Genomic DNA, 21878 nt, shown 5'->3' on the forward strand with positions numbered 1-21878 from the left:
TCTTATTTGATTACTTTTGAAAGATGCAATTTCAAAAATCAAAAGCTTTTACAGTCAACGAAGCAATTAAGAAAATAGAGCATTATTGCGCCTACCAAGATCGGTGCCATAAAGAGGTGGTATTAAAGTTGAAAGAAATGCGCATGATTCCAGATGTTATTGATCAAATAGTTACACATCTCATTCAAGAAAATTATTTGAATGAAGAGCGCTTTTCCCGCAGTTTTGCCAGAGGAAAATTTAGAATAAAAAAATGGGGTAAAAACCGAATTACTTCAGAACTAAAATTACGTAATATTTCAAAATTCAATATAAAGGCAGCATTAACTGAAATAGATGATGATGAATATCTAATAACTTTCAATGAATTAGCAGAAAAACGCCTCGCAGAAATTAAAGAAAAACATCCGCAAAAAAGAAAGAAAAAACTTGTTGACTATCTATTATATAGAGGATGGGAAAGCAATTTAATTTACGAGAAGGCTAATGAACTAATTAAAAATTAAAAGAAGCTCCTAAGTTAATTGCGAACTGATTGTGAAATTCTTCTGATGGCGAAAGGTCATCATTATATTTCGCTATTGGCGTATATAACTCGGCAAAAACACCGAAACCATCTGTAAAAAAGTATCGCCCACCTAAATGCCCACCAAAATTCTTCAAACTTAAATTTAAACCAGGGTAGACATCTGCATTCTCCGCAAGTTTAAAAACATCACCAATGTTGGCATTTGCTCTAATTTTAATATCAAATTTATCAACAAAAGGCACGTTTATCAACTCATTTACTCCAAGCATATAGGCGCTAGATGCACCAACAGAAAAATTTTGCCCTATGCCGTAATCTAATGTACTCATTATGCCTGTACCGTTAGATTGCGCATTAATTCCTATTTGAAATTTTAAATCCCCTGCTCCATCATAAGCCTGAGAGAATCCTATTGTACTACTAAGAATAGTTGCAACAAAAAGTATTATTTTTTTCATTGTGATAAGCGTTAGTGTTTACTACAAAGGTATTTAATTCAAAAGAAAATTAAGCTGAGATTGTTCGATTTGTGCGTACAATGGCCCGTTTATTTTTAGCATCTATCCATTTTTGACCTTTTATTTTTCGCATTAAGACATCAGCATGTCGCATTAAAAAAATATTATATGCAGCCTCTAAAAAATTAATTGGATTATGTGCTAATGTTCTCAAACTCATAGAAAATCCCGGACTCAAATATTTCATATAATGCCAATAACCTTCAGGCATATAGAGAACCTCTCCATGTTTTAATTTTGTCTTAAAACCTTTTGCCTTTTTTAAGGCTGGCCATTTATCATAATCTGGATTAGAGAAATCTATTCCTTCGTGAGTGATAATCGAGAATGGAACTCTATATAAATATTTATTTTCCGATTGCGGAAATAACACACATTGTTTTTCTCCTTCGAAATGAAAATGAAAAATATTAGCAAAATCAATATCGTGATGCATAAAAGTGTGCGAATTCTCACCTCCAAAAAAGAGCATGGGAACTTTTTTTAAAATTCGAATTCCAAAATCAGGAATTGAAAAATCATTTTGTAAGGCCGGCACCTCTTTTAAAATATTCCAAAGAAAGATTCTGTATTTTGTAGGTTTACTTTTTAAGAGTTCAATGTATTCCGACATTTTCATCTCGGCATGCGGTTCGTTAAATCCATCGTCGTGGTGTACAGGGCGATCATCGTATAGCGGAACAACTTTATCACCAGCCATTTCCTTCATATACTCTAAATTCCATTTAGAATGAGCAGCCCATCCACCATTGAAATTCTCAATAACCACCGGTATTTGTGGTTTGAAAAAGTCGGTTATGAATTCTTCTTTAGTTATAGTCGCTACGCGCTGTATTTCTTGTAATATCAATGGTATAAAATATTATCAAATTTAACGTACCTAGAGAAAATTTGTCAAATTTGTTTAAACCAATATAAAAAAACAAATGTAGTATTATTCAGTCATTTTTGCTGCAGTTTTAGCAGCTTCATTGCGATCAATTGAATGACTAGGTCTTGTCCATTTTGGCTTTTCACCAAGTGGTTTTAATTCAGAATCTATGGCCTCAACAGTTTTTGGTTGAGATATTTTGGTAAATGGTTTCTGTGGATTTAAACCCAAGAGCTTAAACATTTCCATATCTTCATTTACATCAGGATTTGGGGTGGTCAGTAATTTATCTCCCGCAAAAATTGAATTCGCCCCAGCAAAGAAACACATAGCTTGTCCCTCTCTACTCATTTCCGTTCTTCCTGCAGACAAGCGAACTTGCGTGTCTGGCAAAACTATTCTTGTAGTCGCTACCATTCGAATCATATCCCAAATAGATATAGGTTCCATATCAGCCATTGGCGTTCCTTCAACAGCAACTAAGGCATTAATAGGAACTGATTCTGGTTGTGGGTTTAAAGATGATAAAGCAACTAACATTCCTGCTCTATCTTCTAATTCTTCACCCATACCAATGATACCACCACTACATACAGTAACATTACTTTTACGAACATTATCTATCGTTTCTAAGCGATCTTCAAAGGCTCTAGTTGAAATAACATCTTTATAATAATCTTCTGAGGTATCTAAATTATGGTTGTAAGCATATAATCCTGCTTCTGCTAAACGATTAGCTTGATTTTCGGTAAGCATACCAAGGGTGCAGCAAACTTCCATATCAAGCTTATTAATGGTTCTTACCATTTCAAGAACTTGGTCAAATTCTGGTCCATCTTTAACGTTACGCCATGCAGCCCCCATACAAACACGTGAGCTTCCTGAAGCTTTCGCACGAAGAGCCTGCGCTTTTACATGCGAAACTGTCATTAAATCATTGCCTTCTATTTCGGTATGATAGCGTGCTGCTTGCGGACAATAACCACAATCTTCTGGACAACCACCTGTTTTAATAGATAATAGTGTAGAAACTTGTACAGTATTTGGATCGTGATTTTCTCTATGAATAGTAGCTGCTTCATACAGCAATTCCATTAAAGGTTTATTATAAATATCAAGTATTTCTTTCTTCGACCAATCGTTTCTTGTCTTACTCATATGTTGGATAATTCGGAGTCAAAAATAGGTTAATTGCGATTGAATTCCCAATTAACATGAATTAAGAAATTAGAACAAGAAGAAACCTTAGCATTTTAAATTATACTGCATAAAAATTACCTACCCCAACAACTCATATTGAATAGGTTTAAAAGAATAATTATTTGATTGTTCAGCAGAACATGAGGTCAATCCGATTAGCAAGTCCATATGTGCTTTAAAAACTATATAATCACCAGGATTTGCTGTGGGCGGAAGTACACTAATTTTTCCAGTATTGTCAACATCTACCTTCATAAACACATTAAAAGCTGTTGGTATAGCATCTTCACGAATACCATACTTCTCTAGGCTCAAATAAAGGTTTTCACGACAACTTGGATGTTTTTCAGTAATATTATAAATTTTTTTAAAAGTATTTTGACAACATGGTGCTAATAAGAAATCATGCCTACCACAAGTATCTTCTATAATTTCAAGCATTTGCGAACTTCTATTACTATAAATTATATTACCTGTAGTTAAGTAAATATTTTCTTCGTAATCTAACGTTTTGCCATTACTAATAAACTCATTTAAATCATGCAGACTATAAGCTACTAAGTCAGCAACTTGTTCGCCTTCTGGGCAAATAATTTTTAAAAATGTATTCTTTTTTACTTTAAAACTTTGGCCCGATTGAGGAGCAATTTCATGTATCATATTAAATGTTTAAAGGGACATTCCCAAGAATTTTCTACCAAACGCCCAGAATACTGTTTTGCCTCAAGGCCTTCTCCGTGGTCTGCTAACATTGGATTAATTGAGCCTTGAAATAATATTTCGTTTGCTCGTACTGCGTTTTTTGTAATTTCATACCTTCCCTTACTTCGCAAATGTTCAAATTGACTATGTAGATTAAACGCTATTGCCGGTACATGAAACCTTCTGGCTTTTCTACTACTTTTAGGGTGCATACCTACTAGAAAAAATGACTCACCCCCCAAACTATAACTAAACTCCGTGCTTTCCGGATTATTACTAACCTTTGAATCCCATTCAAAATAATTTTTATCGATGTTATGTAACTTCGACAACAATTTCCATAAACCATTTTCAAACTGAATTTCATCATTGAATTCATTTTGAGGGAAAATAGCGATATAGGTAAGGTACATACTTTTTCTTTTACTCAAAGTTTCAATATATTTATTTACTCCCCAATATAAGTTCTCAATAGTTTTATCAGAAAACATTTCATCAAATACTCCGATGCAAATATTCCTACTATTAACTGAAGTAGTAGCCCCAATACAGGGATAATTTTCTTGTAAAATAAAGTCTTTGAAGTTTTGGACTTCAATTAAATCATTATCAAAACATTTATTCTTATCATAATTCTTTAAGTCAATAAATGATTTTTCCGAGTCAGCTATAGCGAACCGATTTTCCATGCTGTAACAAATTAAATTAATAATTACTCAGCGAATTGGAGGGAATATGCTGAAACTTATCCTATTAATGTTTCAACAAATAATAGGTTAACAATAAATTATAATGAGGGAAAAAATTTAAGCTAAAAGAAGCCCTAAACCGAAGAAGGGCAACAGAGAGCAATATAATAAAAACGAACTATTACACATCAAATAATGTGTAATTGGTAATATTTGATCGATAAAATGATTAAATGTGTAAATTTTAAGAAATTCTACCTTGGAAGACTAATTATTTTAAATACAAAAAGAAGACAGGTTATAATTAAATTATCATAGTTTCGGAATACTCAACAATACACTTACAGCGTTCCCTCCAAATCCAACAGCATTCACCATGACTTTTTTAATTTTTGAAGGACTATTTACAACAGGTATATAGGGTACTTTTATAACTTCTTGATGTTTTAACATTAAGATGGCCAATTCAACACTTAACATTCCCGATGTTCCAAAAGTGTGACCGACTTTCCACTTATTAGTAGTCAAAAAAGGAATTTTGTTACAAAATACTTTCTCAATAGCTCTATATTCCGCTAAATCACCTTTAACAGTACCAGGGGTATGTGTAACTATTACATCAATTTCTTCGGCACTGATTTCCCCCAATGCCATCTGCATTGAACTTTGAAAACATTTGGCATCCGAAGAAATAGAGATATTATGTTCCAAAATCTCTGTAGCATAACCAATTCCATCTATTTTTGCTAAGGCATTTCCAGTAGCACCTTTTTCCAAACAAACCACTGCCGCTCCTTCACCAAGCACCATACTGTTGAATTTCTTACCAAAATCCAATGCTTTGCACGGAATTGAATCAGTTTCACGTGAATATATTTTTAAGGCTTTCATCTGGGCAATTGTAAAAGGAGTCAAAGGAGCTTCGCTTCCACCAACCAGAAATTTATTCGCCATTTCGCTCCTTAACCATGCTACACCATTCAATAAAGAATGTAGCGCTGTAGAACATGTAATAGAATGGGAGATTTCAGGTCCTTTTGAATGCAAATCATGAGCTACCCAAGAGGATATATTCCCTAAAGTTGTAGTGGGCGATGACAATGTAGAAGTACTATTCTTATCTAGAAACTCTTGATGAAATTTTTCAAAAAGTGCTGTGGCACCTCTAGACGAACCTATATTGATTCCAAAATTATCTTCCTTGGTCCAACCTGCCTGAGCAACAGCATTTCTTGCAGTAAAAATCGAAAATAAAACCGTATCATCAAGATTTCTATACTTAAGATCAGAATTTCGAAGTAATTCAATCTCTTGCTTTGATTTTTCACTTAAGGGGGCCATCCATTCAAAAAATCCATTTATTTCTCTCTGTTTCAAACAATGTTCATTGGTCTGATAAGAAGACCAGGATTCTTCTGAAGAATTTCCAAGAGCGGATAAGCCAGCTAAAGCTGTAATATAAATTGATTCGTTCAAATTAAAGTATTTCTAAAGAAGCCTCAATTACAGCATAGACTTTCTTCAATTGTTCATTAGTAATTACATATGGCGGAAGAAAATAAATAGTATTTCCTAATGGCCTTAGATTTACACCTTCGCTCATATAAAAATCATACAATTTATCACGAAAAGAACCATACCTATTGGTTTCAACTGCCAAATCAATTGCTAAAATAACACCTAAGGAACGTACTTCTTTTATATTTGGAAGTTTTTCAAATCTAGCAACCATCTTACGATGAGAATCAGCAATATATTTTCGGCGCTCTAGTATTGAACTTGAATTTAATAATTCTATACCTGCCAATGCAGAGGCACAACCCAATGGATGAGCGCTAAAAGTATGTGCATGAAAAAAACCTTTTAAAACATCCTTACTTAGAAAAGCATCGAATATTTTCTGAGAACAACTGGTTATACTTAATGGAAACATACCAGCTGTTAAGGCCTTACTTAAGCATATAATGTCAGGATTATTTTCCAAATAATCAGAAGCAAAATTTCTTCCTGTTTTACCAAACCCAGTCATTACCTCATCTGCAATTGTAACGACATTATTATCATTACATTTTTCAATTAGCATATCAAGTCCCTTAGCTGAATGAAATTTCATTCCCGCTGCTCCTTGCACTAAAGGTTCAAAAACAAATGCAGCACATTTGTTCTGTTCCAAAATCGATTCAAGAAGTATAAGCACATCATCTATCGTATCATCTTGAGGAACAGGAATACGTTCAACTTTAAGCAAAAAATCTTCAAACGGCCCATTGTATGATGAGAGACCAGATGCACTCATAGCTCCAAAAGTATCACCGTGAAATCCATCTTCAAAAGCTATAAGAGTGTCTCTTTTATCACCTAAGTTATAATGATATTGTAAAGCCATTTTAATACCAGCTTCAATTGCCGTTGAACCATTATCATTAAAAAATATTTTTTGTTGGTTATTTGGCAATATCTTTATAAGCTCTTCAGACAAATTAACTGCTGGTTCATGTGTAAAACCACTGAACATAACAAAATCTAACGTTTTCATTTGTTCTGAAATAGCCTCAGTAATAAATTCATTACAATGGCCATACATTGCAGTATACCAAGATGCGATTCCATCTATATACGAATTTCCTGCTTCGTCCCAAATTAATGCACCTTTAGCCTTCACAATACCTAATCGTGGAGCAGCAGTTTGATGCTGAGTTAGTGGGTGCCACAAATGTAATTGATCTCTTTCCGAAAGGTTTTTCAAGTATTCTTAAGTATTAAAATTGAGTTTTAAAACCTCACAAAGATGAGGATTATTGATGATAATCGAATCTTGAATTCAATTTAAACAATAAACTATTTGTTTAGAAAAACTACAATACCTCTAGCGCTGGTCTAAATTGTTCAGCATACTTTTTTATTATAGCTTTATCTATAGTAGGTTCTTCTTCAATCCTACCTAAAACTGTAACACCTGTTTTGTTAGTAATTATACTTTCTGTAGTAGGTTGCTCATTACCACTAAACAAAACGGAAACCTCATAACCTCTTTCTAACAACCAATTTATGGTCATTAAAGAATGATTAATACTTCCTAAGTAGTGTCTTGACACAACCACAATCTTATAGTTTGGCATAATTATATCAAGAATTGTTTCTTCTTCATTTAAAGGCACTAACAAACCACCAGCACCCTCAATCACCAATGGATTTTCTGTTTGAGGCTCAATAATAGCAGAATGTTCAATGCGAATTCCATCAATTTCAGCTGCAGCATGTGGACTCATAGCTGTAGTTAATTCATAGCTGCTTTTATGAATAAATGATTTGTCATTTGAAATTAAGCTTTGCACTTTATCACTGTCCGTAGCATCTAAATCACCTGCTTGTACAGGTTTCCAATAATCTGCTTTTAAAGATTCTACAATAATTGCTGATGCTAAAGTTTTACCAACATCCGTTGATATTCCTGTAATAAAAATTCGTTTCATTGTCAAGGTTTAGTTATAATATTACACTGAGTACAGCGATATTTTCTTTTTTCAAAAAATGGAAATAATTTATTCAAAATTCCCTTTCTAGTGTAATAAACTTCTGATTTTTGTGCTTTACAATTTGGACAAACAATTGGTTTTCCATTATCATCAATGGCATAATTTCTTATCTCATCATAAATCTCAATTGCTCTAGCTTTATCAATAAACGCAACTTGAACTTTAACCCCTCCTATTGCATCACTAATCAAAGGATCTGAATTAAGCGTATACTCATCTTTAAGAAATACTGAAATACCTTCAGATTCCAACTTCCCTTTTATTATTTGAACATCTGCAGGGTAAGAAAAAGCACCTAGAGTGTAAAATCCGTCTCCCATAAGTTAAGCTCGAGTTATCTAAATTTACTTAAAATACTCAAGCATTCTGTTATTTCTTCCTTAGAATTATAACTATGAACACAAAAACGCAAACGTTCTTTACCCATTGCAACAGTTGGGGACAAAATTGGTTTAACATTAAATCCTTTTTCTTGTAAATTTTGAGCAAGAATTTTTACATTTTCATTACCGGAAATCAATGCACAATGAATTGTAGAATTACTTTGAGTAAATAAACCAGACAAATTCATCTTTTTAATTTCACTTTTAAAAAAGGATATTTTCTCGTGTAAATGATTTCTACGTATATCACCGTTAACAGAATTTAAAAATTCTAAAACAGCAATAATATTAGCAATTGCATAAGGTGGCAAGGCAGTTGTATAAATAAAGCTACGAGCAAAATTCACCAGGTATTCAACTAGGTTATTAGAACCTATAACAGCTGCGCCATGACAACCAAATGCCTTTCCGAAAGTAACAATACGTGCAAACACTTGATTTTCTATTCCAAATTTGGAAACAAGCCCATCTCCTTTTTCGCCAAAAACTCCAACAGAATGAGCTTCATCAATGACCAATCGCAACTCATTTTTCTTGCAAAATTCAGTAAAAGTCTTAAGGTCTGGAGAATCGCCATCCATAGAAAACACCGCTTCTGTTACTACATAAATTTCAGGCTTAACTTGCTCATTAAGATTTGTTTTATCTGAAATTTTCAGATACTTTAATTTTAAATCTTCAAGGTTATTGTGTTTAAATTTGAAACTTTTTGCATTACCCAAATTAACACCATCTCTAATGCTTGCATGTATGAACTCATCATAAAAAACAATATCACCACGTTGTGGAACACAAGAGAAAAAACCGATGTTCGCATCATAACCAGAATTAAAAACTAAAGCGGATTCTGAACCGAAAAATTCAACTAAACTCAATTCCAACTTTTCATAAAGCGAATGATTCCCTGTAAGCAACCGCGAACCTGTAGCCCCATTCTTTGAAAAATTAACATCAAGTAAAAATTGCTGCGAGCTTTGCTCAAAATCTGATTCTCTTGCTAAACCCAAATAATCATTTGAAGCAAAATCAATCAAGTTTTTTTCTACCGGAAGCTTACGGAATGATTTCTCGTCTACTCGTCTTTCAAGTTTTAATTGTAATTTTTTAGGTAAATCAAGCATAAGTCAAATTTACCAACTTTATTAAAAATTATAGAAAGTGAGAAAAACAAAAAAACCATCTACTGTAGTGCAGATGGTTTTTTAATATTATTATAATTTATAACAGCTTAATCAGCTAAAACAATCACTTTATTATCGCTCATTTCAACTGTCCCACTAGAGATAGCAAGTACAATTTCACCTTTTGAGCCTTTAGTAAATTTAGCCTCATGTTCTTCTTCAAGGGTTACATTACCCTGAAACGACACGTCACCTTCTTGCAATAGTGAAACTATTGCAGCGTGATTATTCAGCATTTGAAACTCACCTTCTACTCCTGGAACAGTTACTGACGTAACTTCTCCTGAGAATAAAGTAGCTTCTGGTGAAACAATTTCTAAATACATTCTATATGGTATTAATTGGTAATATTAATTAAGCTTCAGCAAGCATTTTCTCACCTGCTTCTACTGCTTCTTCAATAGTTCCTTTAAGGTTAAATGCTGACTCAGGAAGATGATCTAACTCTCCATCCATAATCATGTTAAATCCTTTAATAGTTTCTTTAATATCAACTAATACACCTGGTATACCAGTAAACTGTTCTGCAACGTGGAAAGGCTGAGATAAGAAACGTTGAACACGTCTTGCTCTACCTACTGCCAATTTATCTTCTTCAGACAATTCTTCCATACCAAGAATCGCAATAATATCTTGCAATTCCTTGTAACGTTGTAATAACTCTTTTACGCGTTGCGCACAATCGTAATGCTCATCACCTAAAATTTCAGCTGTTAGAATACGAGAAGTTGAATCCAAAGGATCCACTGCAGGGTATATCCCTAGTTCTGCAATCTTACGAGAAAGTACTGTTGTTGCATCCAGGTGAGCAAAGGTTGTTGCTGGTGCTGGATCCGTTAAATCATCCGCAGGAACATATACTGCCTGAACAGAAGTAATAGAACCTCTTTTTGTTGATGTAATTCTTTCTTGCATCGCACCCATCTCAGTTGCTAAAGTAGGTTGATATCCTACCGCTGATGGCATACGACCTAATAATGCAGAAACTTCAGAACCTGCCTGTGTAAAACGGAAAATGTTATCCACAAAGAAAAGTACATCTTTACCTTGTCCTTCACCTGCTCCATCACGGAAATATTCTGCAATAGTTAAACCTGATAATGCCACACGAGCACGTGCACCAGGTGGTTCATTCATTTGACCAAAAACGAAAGTTGCCTTTGAATCTTTCATCGCAGACTTATCTACTTTAGAAAGATCCCAACCACCTTCTTCCATTGAGTGCAAGAAATCATCTCCGTATTTAATAATACCAGATTCAAGCATCTCACGAAGTAAATCGTTTCCTTCTCTTGTTCTTTCTCCAACTCCTGCAAATACTGAAAGGCCACCGTGACCTTTAGCAATGTTGTTAATTAATTCTTGAATAAGTACTGTTTTTCCAACACCTGCACCACCGAAAAGTCCAATTTTACCACCTTTTGCATAAGGCTCAATTAAATCGATAACTTTAATACCGGTAAATAAAACTTCTGTTGTAGTAGTTAAATCTTCGAATTTCGGAGCTTCTCTGTGTATTGGCAGACCAGCTGAACCAGCTTTAGGCAAATCACCTAAACCGTCAATAGCATCCCCAATTACATTAAAAAGTCTACCATATACGTCATCGCCAACTGGCATTTGAATAGCGCTACCAGTAGCAATTACTTCTGTACCACGGCTTAAACCATCGGTAGAGTCCATTGAAATTGAACGAACAGTATTTTCACCAACGTGAGACTGTACTTCAAGGACCAATTTTGAACCATCGGCATTATTAATTTCCAATGAATCATAGATTTTTGGCAGCTCATCACCTGAACCAAATTCAACATCGATTACCGGGCCGATGATTTGTGCAACTTTACCTGTAACTTTAGCCATTGTCTACTTATTTTTTATTTAGGATTAAAGGCTTCTGATGCAAGAACTTCTATAAACAAAAGAAGCATCCTTTTTTCAGGCTGCAAATATAAGATTTCAATCTCATATAAGAAACTCCATCTTAATTTTTTTACGCATTAAAAAAGCCTTCGTCTGAAGGCTTTATAATATGTATGATTTAAATTTTATTTTATTGTAAACTAGCTGAATAGTTAGTTGGATAGTCAATAACATTCAATAAAGATTCTGAGCTTTCAAAATTTGACCCATAAGTTGCATCAATTGCCATTAAGAATTGATTAGCTAATACTGCATAACCTTTAGCAGTTGGATGAACGCCATCCAAACTAAATGCTCCTCCGGTTACTAAATCTGATGTTAAAATAAAATCCCCATCAGCATATCCACTACTAGCAATTTCTTGCATTAATGCATTAGCATCAACGAATGCTAAACCAGCTCCATCTGCAGCAGCTTTAATTGTTGCATTAAATTCATCAGTCGCAGTTTTAAGTTCAGCTTGTTCTTCAGGAGTCAAAACCCATTTATCTCCTAGTGGCAAGGTTACTCCATTTGCAGAAAACTGACCTGCTAAATTTGCAGGCAATCCTTGCCCCATTAATGTTGTTATATTATCGCTATCAATTGTGGCAATAAAAGAACTACTTGGCAAAACCAATAAATCAGCAGCAGTTGCTTGTCGTGCCTGCCCGTAAGTTTGACCTAATAAACCAGCAACTAAAGGTGAAGCTTGCTCAGGCAATCCTAATGAAACCACAAACGCCTTAAATTCAGCACTACCCCCTAAAGCACCAGCAATTTGAACAGTTAAATCATCTAGATTTTCATCCAAAATCACTACACCACTAGCTTCGGTTTCGGAGAATTCAATAATTCTATCTGTTTCTCCTAATGCTGTAAAAACTTGATTTATAGCTCCAAAAACTGAATTAAGTGTAGGAATCTGAGGTGCAAATTCTGGGTTAGCTGGATCTAATGGATTAAAAGGTACTGTTGTAAAATGCGGTATAGTTGACACATAAGGTATATTGGCTACAACTCCTTGAGCACCACCTGAAGTTAATCCACCAACTAACGCTCCTATTGCGCCATCAAATTGAACCTTGGGTGTAATCGGGTTAGTTCCATCACCACCTGTAGTCGCATATCCTAAAACATCATTATTACCCGCCCATAAAGTAAAAAAGGTTGGATTCTGTGCCATTGCCATTTCTAAAACGGATGCATTTGGGGTAGCTCCAGTCATTCGAATAAAATAAGGACTAGCATCTGGTAAATTACCTGGATTTCCATACCCCTGAAATACCATATGAATGGCTTTTGCTCCTGGAACTCCCATATTATTAAATGGTCCGGTCGGGTTATTTACAAAAATGTCAGTAGTAGGCGATGCCCCAGGATTTAATTCTATTAAACGCTGTGGTCCAGTTCCGTTAAAAACAAAACGAGTTTCTTGAATTTGACCGCCACCAGCTAATAATCCGCCAAAATTATCATTCATTAATGGTTGTGTAAAGTCCCCACCACCAACAAGTGCAAATTTATTGGCTAACATATTAGTCAAAGAATTTTCCTGAGCGGCTTTAAATAAAGCACCATCAGTATAGCCGGCGGTAAGTGAATTACCCACAGCCACATAAGTTGAAAAGTTTGCACTTCCAGCAGTTAAGGCAGGAGCCTGCACCTCAACATCTTCTGATTGTTCGCCTTCGAAGTCAATTATTACGTCTTCAGGTTCGTTACAGGCATTAAAACCAATAAGAAGACCGAGTAAACCTATATATTTTAATTTCATTGTCTTATTTTTTATGTTTTCGAATCTCATGGGTAACACATTTTAATTATTAATTATCCATGAGGCATAATACATAGAACCTATAAACCCTGTTCCGAAAGCGGTAAAATATTCTTTACCTCCTAAATTAGTACCACCAATTTTAAATGTTGATTTTATCTTTGGCACATTAAAGTTAATTTGCGCATCTACTGTATGAAATTCTGGTACTACACCATTTCCAAAAGTAGCCTCCCAATAGTAATCATCACTAAATCTATACGCCACATTAAATCCTACATTTTTTACAACTTCCGTATTTCCAAAAGAAGCTTTGAACTTGTGCTCTGGGGTATTAAAATTGGTTGTAAAATCGGGATAAGATTCACGATCAAAATCTAATTTAGCATAGGTATAACTTCCTGTTAAATCAAAATTACCTAAGACTTTCATTCCTAATTCTATGGACGCTCCATAAGAATTTACATCAGCTTTAGAATTTGTATACGAACTATAGGCTTGATAATCTCCATTAGCAATCGCCGCCACAGATAAAGCTCCATCACCAACAGTACCATATAAAGGAGAAACCACAACCTCTTGAGATATAAAATCTTTAAACTTATTATAGTATGCACTAAAATCTATCGTTAACTTATTTACTTTACCTCTATAACCTATTTCTGAAGAAGTAACTTGCTCTGGTTTAATTAAACTAGGGTTAGAAATCTGTAAATCGGCAGGATTACCTGTCTCACCTAAAGTTTCTACCGATGATGCAGAATAAGAATTCTCATAAGCCGCTCTACCTGTTTGAACTACGGTTGCGGGAACACCTAGTTGCTGTCCACTGTCACTTATACTATAAGTTCTAGAATATCGATCGAGGTTGTCTGGTGCTGCACCAACTAAAATAGCTCGACCAGCATTAAGACCTATAAATAAATCTTGAGTGGTAGGGTTACGAAAACCCGTTTGCACAGATGCTCGTATATTGTGATTTCGATTAAGTGTAAACCCAGCAGATATACGTGGAGAAACAAATCCATCGAAAAATTCAGATTTATCATAACGCGCAGATCCTGTTAATTTTATAGATTTTTCATTTTTTAATGGAATCGATTTTTGAATTTGAGTATAAATTCCATATTCGGAGTAATCAATTGGCCCATCATAATCAGTATAAATATTTCCAGCAGAATTTAAATTGTATTTACGATAAGACCCACCCACTTGAATATCAGCAATATCAATTAAGTGGCTGAAATTATAATTAGCATCGGCATGATAATATTTAGAAGCATCAAAGAATTTAGAACCTGTTGTTAAGTCAGGATCATTAATACTTTTTTGAAATGCAGCTTCAAATTCAGGAGTACCAGGCTCATAACGACCTGTATCTGCTACTTGGCGTGCTTGCGCATGTTTCTGAGCTTCAGTTAAATTAGCGCCAGACAAAGTCAACCCAGCATAGGTTTCAATATATTCACCAAACCAATCTTCATTAGATTTCCAAGCACCGTTAATATTAATACCAGTAAAAACCATATCATATGATTTACCAGCTTTATCTGCTACTACGTATCCTCTAACAAAGAAATTGTCATTACGAATTTCCAACTTATGTTGTTGCTGAAAAAAGTCTTTAATATTATATCTATTGGTGCCTTGATAAATAGTATTACCAGTTCCTACTTTACCAACATAAGATATTTCAAAGTCTGTTTCCCACGGTCGATAATATAATCCCCAATCCGCCTTAACACTTTCTGCATTATAATCTGTTAAGTCACGCTCATTATACCCTGTTCTACTTACGACCACGTCGGGTACAATACCCAAACCTGAGGCAGCTCTAATATTTGTAGACACTTCATCACCATATACATTAATACCGTCATAATTTAGGTCTGAACGAGTACCACCTTCTGTAGTTTTGTCCACCTCGCTGGTTGCAGCCCAATCAGTACCTTTTAGGTATCCAAAGTTTACTTTACCTGCAAATTTTTCACTAAACTTATATGCAGCTCTAATACCTACATCAGTGTAAGAGTTATTGCCCGCAGCATCTTGAACCGTTACTCCTCTTTTAACACTAGCACTTAAGCCTTGGTAATCAAAAGGATTTTTACTACGCATAAATAATATCCCATTAAAGGCATTAGCTCCATACAGAGCAGATGATGCTCCAGGTAAAATTTCAACGCTTTGAACGTCGGTTTCAACCATACCAACTAAGTTACCTATTGGGAAATTTAAAGCAGGTGTAGAGTTATCCATTCCATCTACCAATTGCATAAATCTATTATTTGCAAAAGTGGCGAAACCACGTGTATTTACAGCTTTAAAGGTTAAACTATTTGTATTAACGTCAACTCCTTTTAAATTTTCAAGACCATCATAAAAATCAGCTGATGCGGTATTTTTTATTTCTCTTACCCCAAACCGTTCAACAGTTACAGGGGATTCAAATATACGTTCTGGAGTTCTAGAAGCAGATATTACAACCTCATCCAAAAAAGTTTGAGCTTCACTTAACGTAATGGATAAGGTCTGATTCGAGGCTGTAACTTCAGCCGTAGTTTCAGAATAACCAATACTTGTAATTTGTAATTGAAAAGGGGGTACTTCATCTGTTTGCAAAGTGAAGTTACCATCGAAATCAGTAGTTGTCCCTATGGCTTTACCGCTAATTACAATATTAGCCCCGGGAACAGGTTGTGCGTTATCATCAACAACGGTACCTGAAATTGTAGTTTGCGCTATTGCAAACGTCCCTAACAATAGCAAGGGAATTAGGAGAACTGTCCTCATATTATGTTTAAGTTATGTTAGTTACTAAGTGTATTGCAAGATACCTAATTTTCGTATTGATAAGTAGTAAAATGAAAAAAATTATGCATGCATAGTATTTATTTCTCATTTTTTAACATATTAAAAAGCGAATTTGACAATAAAGCATAAAAAAAGACCTTGTTAAATAACAAGGTCTTAAAATTATGAGATTTTCAAATACCTACTCCACCGTAACCGATTTGGCTAAATTTCTTGGCTGATCTACATTACAATTTCGCATAACTGCAATATGATATGATAATAATTGCAAAGGAATAGTTGTTAACAAAGGCGTTAATGATTCGAAAGTCTCTGGAATTTCGATACAGTGATCTGCAAGTTCTTTAACCTGTTCATCTCCCTCAGTAACAATTGCAATTATTTTACCTTTTCTAGATTTAATTTCTTGAATATTACTAACCACTTTTTCATAATAACCCTTATTTGTTGCAATTACAAATACTGGCATTTGCTCATCTATTAGAGCAATAGGACCGTGTTTCATTTCAGCAGCAGGATAACCTTCTGCATGAATGTAACTTATTTCTTTTAATTTTAATGCTCCTTCTAACGCAACGGGAAAATTATATCCACGTCCTAAATAAAGACAATTAGTAGAATCTTTGTATACATCAGCTATTATTTCAATTAAAGGATTTGATTCTAAAGACTTTTCAACTTTTGAAGGAATCGTTTCAAGTTCAGTTAAATACTCATGAAATTGAGCATCTGTAAATAAATCTTTTTCTTTAGCTAAATTTAAAGCCAATAACGTTAAAACTGTAATTTGTGTAGTGAAGGCTTTTGTAGAAGCAACCCCAATTTCAGGTCCAGCATGCGTATAAGCACCCGCATGTGTTTCTCTAGCAATTGATGAACCAACTACGTTACACACGCCAAAAACAAATGCGCCTTTTTCTTTGGCCAATTTTATTGCCGCTAAAGTATCCGCCGTTTCTCCTGACTGAGAAATAGCAATAACAACATCATCTTTAGTAATTATTGGATTTCTATATCTAAATTCAGAAGCATATTCTACTTCAACAGGAATACGCGTTAAATTTTCAAAAATATATTCAGCAACAAGACCTGCATGCCAAGATGTACCACATGCGACTATAACAATTCTGTTTGCGTTTAAAAATTTATCCAAGTGCTGATCTATCCCAGCCATTTTAACTAACCCTTGATCAGCTAATAATCTACCCCTATAGGTATCTAAAATAGCTCTTGGTTGTTCATAAATTTCCTTTAACATAAAATGATCAAAACCACCTTTTTCAATTTCCTCAATATTCATTTGTAATTCAAGAATATTGGGGTAAGCAACGGCATCATTTTTAATTTTACGAAGTTTTATCTCCTTACCTAAGCGTACAATTGCCATCTCTTCATCTTCAAGATATACAGCATTATTTGTAAATTCAATAAAAGGTGATGCATCAGAAGCGATAAAAAATTCATTATCACCTATACCAATTGCAAGAGGACTACCTAATTTAGCTACTACAATCTCATCTGGTTTGTTTCTGTCGAAAACTGCAATAGCATAAGCACCTACTACTTCATTCAATGCTATTTGAACTGCTTTGCCTAACATTACATTTTCCTTTGATTTTACTTCTTCAATCAAATTAACCAACACCTCAGTATCTGTGTCTGATTCAAAAGTATATTCCCTCTTTATTAGCTCTTTCTTAATAGACTCATAATTCTCTATGATTCCATTATGTATTATAACTAAATCACCTGAATTAGAATAATGTGGATGAGAATTGACATCATTTGGAACACCATGGGTTGCCCAGCGTGTATGGCCGATACCTAAATTGCCTTTGAGTGAAATTTCACTTTTAGCTTTTGACTTTAAATCTTCAACCTTGCCCTTCGTTTTGCAAAGATTTACAGTTTCTCCATCATATAGCGCAACACCAGCACTGTCATATCCTCTGTATTCTAATCGCTCAAGCCCTTTTATAATTACCGGATAAGCATCTCTATGACCAATATACCCAACTATTCCACACATATAGTTTATTTCTTTGTTGTAAAGTTTTTATTACAAATTTATAATAAGAACAAAATAATAGAACCTTATTATAGAAATAGAACGGATTTTATCGGTGAGTGGTATAAGTAGGAGTAAATAATAACCTAAATCACCTCCGTACTCGACATCTATGGCTTATAACCAAAAAAGATTTACTAATTAATCTATTTCAGTATAATAAATTTCTAGCTTCAATTTTTTAGCTTCTTCAGTAGCTATCACATTACTTCCATAAAGAACAGTACCTAAAGGTGTTAAAATTGCTGAAGCAGGTAATTCTACTTCTTCGCCATTAGCTAACATAACATTACGAGCACCGGTAATTCGAATATCAGCAGAAACTTGGAGTCCTAAGGTGGCATTAACAGAATCTCTAACGACTATATTATTTATATGATCAGTTATATTAACTTTATATTTCACTCCTCTGTCTGCAGACTTTTCTATTAAACCATCATAATTTAAATAGGCTTCAAGCGATGTATCAGCAGTACTGTATTCGGATATAATATTATATAACGGTTCGTTAGTTTCAGCATTATACAAGTAAAGTCGCGGTGGTTCATATTGTGAATTCGCCATAACATCTTGATCGATGAAAAATGTTAGATTAGCTTCATTTATGATCCAATTATTAGCTTTAATCTCATTAATTTCCGACTCATCATCAAACAATTCAATTTCTGCAGTTGTACCTGCACCACCTTTTAAGTATATTCTAGAAGCATTATCTTCAGAAAACATAACCTCAGTTATTTCAGCAGGATAATCATCATTAATATACGTGTTTACTGCATTGGCAGATGTTGTAGATAAAGCCAAATTAAACGATGACGTTAACTCTTCAGTAGTAGTATCATCAACAATATGATCATAATGATAATATACTTCTATTCGGGCATTTGCTATATCTAAAAGAAACAGCAGGTCTGAATCTGACGGAGTAATGGACATATTTACCCCTCTGAAAAATTCTTTAAAGTTTGCTGCACTCAATAATTCTACATCCCCTTCTTTATCTAAAATATTGGTCTGAAAATAGTCTATTCCAGTTGCATCTAATTGAACACGAATTCCAGGAGCCACCTTAGTCTTAGTGGTTTCATCTTCATCAGTATCAGGGTCATCTTCTTCATCTGGCAGGATAAATTCTTTATTACTAATCAAATAACTACCTTCATAAAACAACTCTTCCGTAAATGTTGGAGAAAATTCTTGATTAGAATAATATTCCTGAGACTCTTGAAAATCCAAGTTAGGGTCAAGATCTCGTAAGTAATAGGTTGATCGTTCTACTTTAAATGTAAATTCTTGATTTCTATCACCATAGATACTATCCAATTCAAATGTTTCAGCATAACTAACTATATCTATTGTTTCATCAACATCATCCCGAGCCCCATCACCATCAGTATCTTCATTTAATGGGTTAGTACCATTCGCAATCTCTGTAATATTAGCAATTCCATCATTATCACTATCATTCGTAGAATCTAAAATATCATCACCTTCTTCCAAAGCATCTGGCACACCATCGGCGTCAGAATCCGTTTCATTCAACTGATAAGGTAAATAAACAACAACACTATCTATAGTTTCATTTTCAGGAATAGCATCGCTGTTGGTCAATTCCGTTTCCTGAGTATAAATACCAAAAGTCGGGTTACTAGTAGAAAGTTGAACTTGACTATTGATTGTTGCTACCGTTTTACCGTATACAGGGTCATTGTAAACACCCAATTGATATAATGGTAATTGATTGGTTTGTACCGCCTCAACTTTTTTATTGAATGCCTTTACATTATAAATTGCCTTACTAGTGGTAAAGGGAGTATTACCCACAATAGTAGCTCCAATGGTCGTTGGATCTTCAGAACAAGAAAACAACAACGCAATCAGCAAAAATCCCGTACAAACGGAATATTTAAATCTCTTCAAAAAGGTCATTTAGATTATTTTAAAACTTCGGTGTCATAAAAATTCGCATATGCTTCTTCGAATTCTTGCAAAGTAACATACGGTAACACAGGTTTTTGAAGGTTGGAAATATGATTTTGCAAATCTTCTGGAATTTCTTCCGATGCTAAAATAATAGCATCTGAAAAATCTACAGCTACTTTTAACAAATTATTATAGTCCGGTTGTGCAAGTGCAGCAATACTATCTTCTGCAATACCATCAAAAGATATTTTCTTAATCATATCAGCATCCAATTCACCATCAAAACCTTTACCATATACAGATGTAACAATTTTACTGTCCGCAAAAAGTGGTTCATCAGCATAGAATTTTCTAAGATACAATGGCAAAAGAGACGCCATCCATCCATGAACATGTATAATATCTGGAGTCCAATTTAATTTTTTCACAGTTTCCACAACACCTTTCGCAAAGAATATTGCACGTTGATCGTTATCTTTAAATAAATTTCCCTCAGCGTCAGAAAAGGTAGCTTTTCGCTTAAAATATTCGTCATTATCAATAAAATAAACCTGAATACGTTCTCTTGGTATGGAAGCAACTTTGATAATTAATGGCATATCCATGTCATTGATAACCAAATTCATTCCAGATAGTCGAATCACCTCATGCAGTTGATGTCTTCTTTCATTTATGTTACCATAACGCGGCATAAAAATTCTAATTTGGCCCCCATTGCTGTTGACCATACGAGGAGTTTCGTAAGACATAAGGGAAACTTCGTTCTGCGGAAGATAGGGTACTAATTCAGAAGATACGAACAATATCTTTTTGCCATTCATAAAAATTGTATTTTGAGATTCGTTCAAACAGAATTGCAAAATTACAAAAATTATGCCGATTAGCCTTAATTGTAGTAAGTTTGCGACCGTTTAAATTAAAAAGGTGCAAATAATAAATACTATATCGAATCTACAATCGCTAGTTTCAGGCAACAAGAATTCCTTTAAAATAGGCTTAGTGCCCACTATGGGGGCCTTACATGAAGGTCATATGTCTTTGGTAAAAAAAGCAATTATTGAAAGTGACTTAACTGTTGTAAGCATTTTTGTAAACCCAACTCAGTTTAATAATAGTGATGATTTAGAGAAATACCCGCGAAATTTAGATGCTGACGCCAAACTTTTAGAAAGTATTTCAGATGAAATAGTAATTTTTGCACCAAATGTTAGTGAAATTTATCCTGATGGTCAATATTCTAACACCTATGATTTTCAAGGATTAGATACGGTAATGGAAGGAGCTTTTAGAGCAGGGCATTATAATGGAGTAGCGACCATTGTAGAAAAACTTCTGAGAATAGTTAAACCCAAAAATGCGTATTTTGGCGAAAAAGATTTTCAGCAACTACAAATAATACGATATTTAGTAGAATTACAAAAAATCCCCGTACATATTATTGGCTGTCCTATTGTTAGAGAACCAAATGGTTTAGCTCGTAGCTCAAGGAATGAAAGACTTTCTACAGAAATGAGAGATAAAGCTGCATTCATTTACAGTACACTTTTAGAGTCGAAAAAGAAGTTTAAAAAAATGAGTGCTAATAAAGTCTTAAGCTGGGGTAAAAAGCAATTTGATGAACACCCTGATTTTGATTTAGAATATCTTAGTATTGCTGATGCAAAAACACTTGAGGTAGTTAATCGAAAAAAACCAGATACAAAATATATGCTATTTATTGCCGTTTATGCAGAAGAAATTCGTCTAATTGACAATATAGCTTTGAATTAAATTGAATCAAATTAA

The 21878-nt window shown here is 34.2% G+C and carries 19 protein-coding genes; 2 read left to right on the forward strand and 17 right to left on the reverse strand.

The genetic code is table 11. The annotated features are described in order from the left end of the window. The first annotated feature begins 23 nt into the window (after positions 1 to 23). The gene (locus ABJF52_RS03095; protein WP_348146146.1) at positions 24 to 506 is read left to right on the forward strand and encodes a regulatory protein RecX; all 483 of its coding nucleotides are present in this window, start codon (positions 24 to 26) and stop codon (positions 504 to 506) included. Here ABJF52_RS03095 and ABJF52_RS03100 read toward each other — a convergent pair. The 17 genes from ABJF52_RS03100 to ABJF52_RS03180 form a co-directional block, all read right to left on the reverse strand. Then, positions 496 to 987, reverse strand: coding sequence for a DUF6646 family protein (locus ABJF52_RS03100; RefSeq protein ID WP_348146149.1), 492 nt, complete (start codon positions 985 to 987; stop codon positions 496 to 498). The two genes, ABJF52_RS03095 and ABJF52_RS03100, sit on opposite strands and share 11 nt — an antisense overlap. Positions 988 to 1036: 49 nt before the next feature. Next, entirely contained in the window at positions 1037 to 1903 is an 867-nt protein-coding gene (locus ABJF52_RS03105) for a cupin-like domain-containing protein (protein ID WP_348146214.1), read from the reverse strand. 78 nt (positions 1904 to 1981) lie between these two features. Beyond that, a complete protein-coding gene (gene bioB / locus ABJF52_RS03110) occupies positions 1982 to 3076 on the reverse strand; it encodes a biotin synthase BioB (protein ID WP_348146151.1) in 1095 nt (364 codons plus the stop codon). Positions 3077 to 3196: 120 nt separating this feature from the next. Next, positions 3197 to 3778: an urea carboxylase-associated family protein gene (locus ABJF52_RS03115; RefSeq protein ID WP_348146154.1), complete on the reverse strand. Its 582-nt coding sequence runs from the start codon at positions 3776 to 3778 to the stop codon at positions 3197 to 3199. After that, complete coding sequence (gene gntA, locus ABJF52_RS03120) at positions 3775 to 4509, reverse strand: guanitoxin biosynthesis heme-dependent pre-guanitoxin N-hydroxylase GntA (protein ID WP_348146157.1); 735 nt, start codon at positions 4507 to 4509, stop codon at positions 3775 to 3777. The genes ABJF52_RS03115 and gntA overlap by 4 nt, the downstream gene beginning before the upstream one ends. A gap of 312 nt (positions 4510 to 4821) precedes the next feature. Further along, positions 4822 to 5985, reverse strand: a complete 1164-nt coding sequence (locus ABJF52_RS03125; protein ID WP_348146159.1) for a beta-ketoacyl synthase N-terminal-like domain-containing protein — start codon at positions 5983 to 5985, stop codon at positions 4822 to 4824. Between the two features lies 1 nt (position 5986). Next, positions 5987 to 7255 (reverse strand): adenosylmethionine--8-amino-7-oxononanoate transaminase, encoded by a 1269-nt coding sequence (bioA, locus tag ABJF52_RS03130; RefSeq protein ID WP_348146162.1) that lies wholly within the window; start codon positions 7253 to 7255, stop codon positions 5987 to 5989. Between the two features lie 109 nt (positions 7256 to 7364). After that, positions 7365 to 7982, reverse strand: coding sequence for a dethiobiotin synthase (gene bioD / locus ABJF52_RS03135; protein WP_348146165.1), 618 nt, complete (start codon positions 7980 to 7982; stop codon positions 7365 to 7367). A 2-nt stretch (positions 7983 to 7984) separates the two neighbouring features. Continuing rightward, positions 7985 to 8365, reverse strand: a complete 381-nt coding sequence (locus ABJF52_RS03140) for a DUF2007 domain-containing protein (RefSeq protein ID WP_348146168.1) — start codon at positions 8363 to 8365, stop codon at positions 7985 to 7987. A gap of 14 nt (positions 8366 to 8379) precedes the next feature. Then, the gene (locus ABJF52_RS03145) at positions 8380 to 9549 is read right to left on the reverse strand and encodes a pyridoxal phosphate-dependent aminotransferase family protein (protein WP_348146171.1); all 1170 of its coding nucleotides are present in this window, start codon (positions 9547 to 9549) and stop codon (positions 8380 to 8382) included. A 107-nt stretch (positions 9550 to 9656) separates the two neighbouring features. Further along, entirely contained in the window at positions 9657 to 9935 is a 279-nt protein-coding gene (locus ABJF52_RS03150) for a F0F1 ATP synthase subunit epsilon (RefSeq protein WP_348146174.1), read from the reverse strand. A gap of 28 nt (positions 9936 to 9963) precedes the next feature. Further along, positions 9964 to 11472, reverse strand: coding sequence for a F0F1 ATP synthase subunit beta (gene atpD / locus ABJF52_RS03155; RefSeq protein WP_348146177.1), 1509 nt, complete (start codon positions 11470 to 11472; stop codon positions 9964 to 9966). A gap of 190 nt (positions 11473 to 11662) precedes the next feature. Then, positions 11663 to 13288, reverse strand: a complete 1626-nt coding sequence (locus ABJF52_RS03160; protein WP_348146179.1) for an SGNH/GDSL hydrolase family protein — start codon at positions 13286 to 13288, stop codon at positions 11663 to 11665. A 42-nt stretch (positions 13289 to 13330) separates the two neighbouring features. After that, a complete protein-coding gene (locus ABJF52_RS03165; RefSeq protein ID WP_348146181.1) occupies positions 13331 to 16081 on the reverse strand; it encodes a TonB-dependent receptor in 2751 nt (916 codons plus the stop codon). A gap of 202 nt (positions 16082 to 16283) precedes the next feature. After that, a complete protein-coding gene (glmS, locus tag ABJF52_RS03170) occupies positions 16284 to 18131 on the reverse strand; it encodes a glutamine--fructose-6-phosphate transaminase (isomerizing) (protein WP_348146184.1) in 1848 nt (615 codons plus the stop codon). 180 nt (positions 18132 to 18311) lie between these two features. Next, positions 18312 to 20099 (reverse strand): DUF4270 family protein, encoded by a 1788-nt coding sequence (locus ABJF52_RS03175; protein ID WP_348146187.1) that lies wholly within the window; start codon positions 20097 to 20099, stop codon positions 18312 to 18314. Between the two features lie 5 nt (positions 20100 to 20104). After that, positions 20105 to 20914, reverse strand: coding sequence for a glycogen/starch synthase (locus ABJF52_RS03180; protein ID WP_348146190.1), 810 nt, complete (start codon positions 20912 to 20914; stop codon positions 20105 to 20107). A 103-nt stretch (positions 20915 to 21017) separates the two neighbouring features. Here ABJF52_RS03180 and panC point away from each other — a divergent pair, with 103 nt between their 5' ends. Beyond that, entirely contained in the window at positions 21018 to 21863 is an 846-nt protein-coding gene (gene panC, locus ABJF52_RS03185; protein ID WP_348146193.1) for a pantoate--beta-alanine ligase, read from the forward strand. The last annotated feature ends 15 nt before the right edge of the window (positions 21864 to 21878 follow it).

Origin of the sequence: Aurantibacter sp. (assembly GCF_039941195.1) — a bacterium.
GTDB lineage: Bacteria > Bacteroidota > Bacteroidia > Flavobacteriales > Flavobacteriaceae > Aurantibacter_A.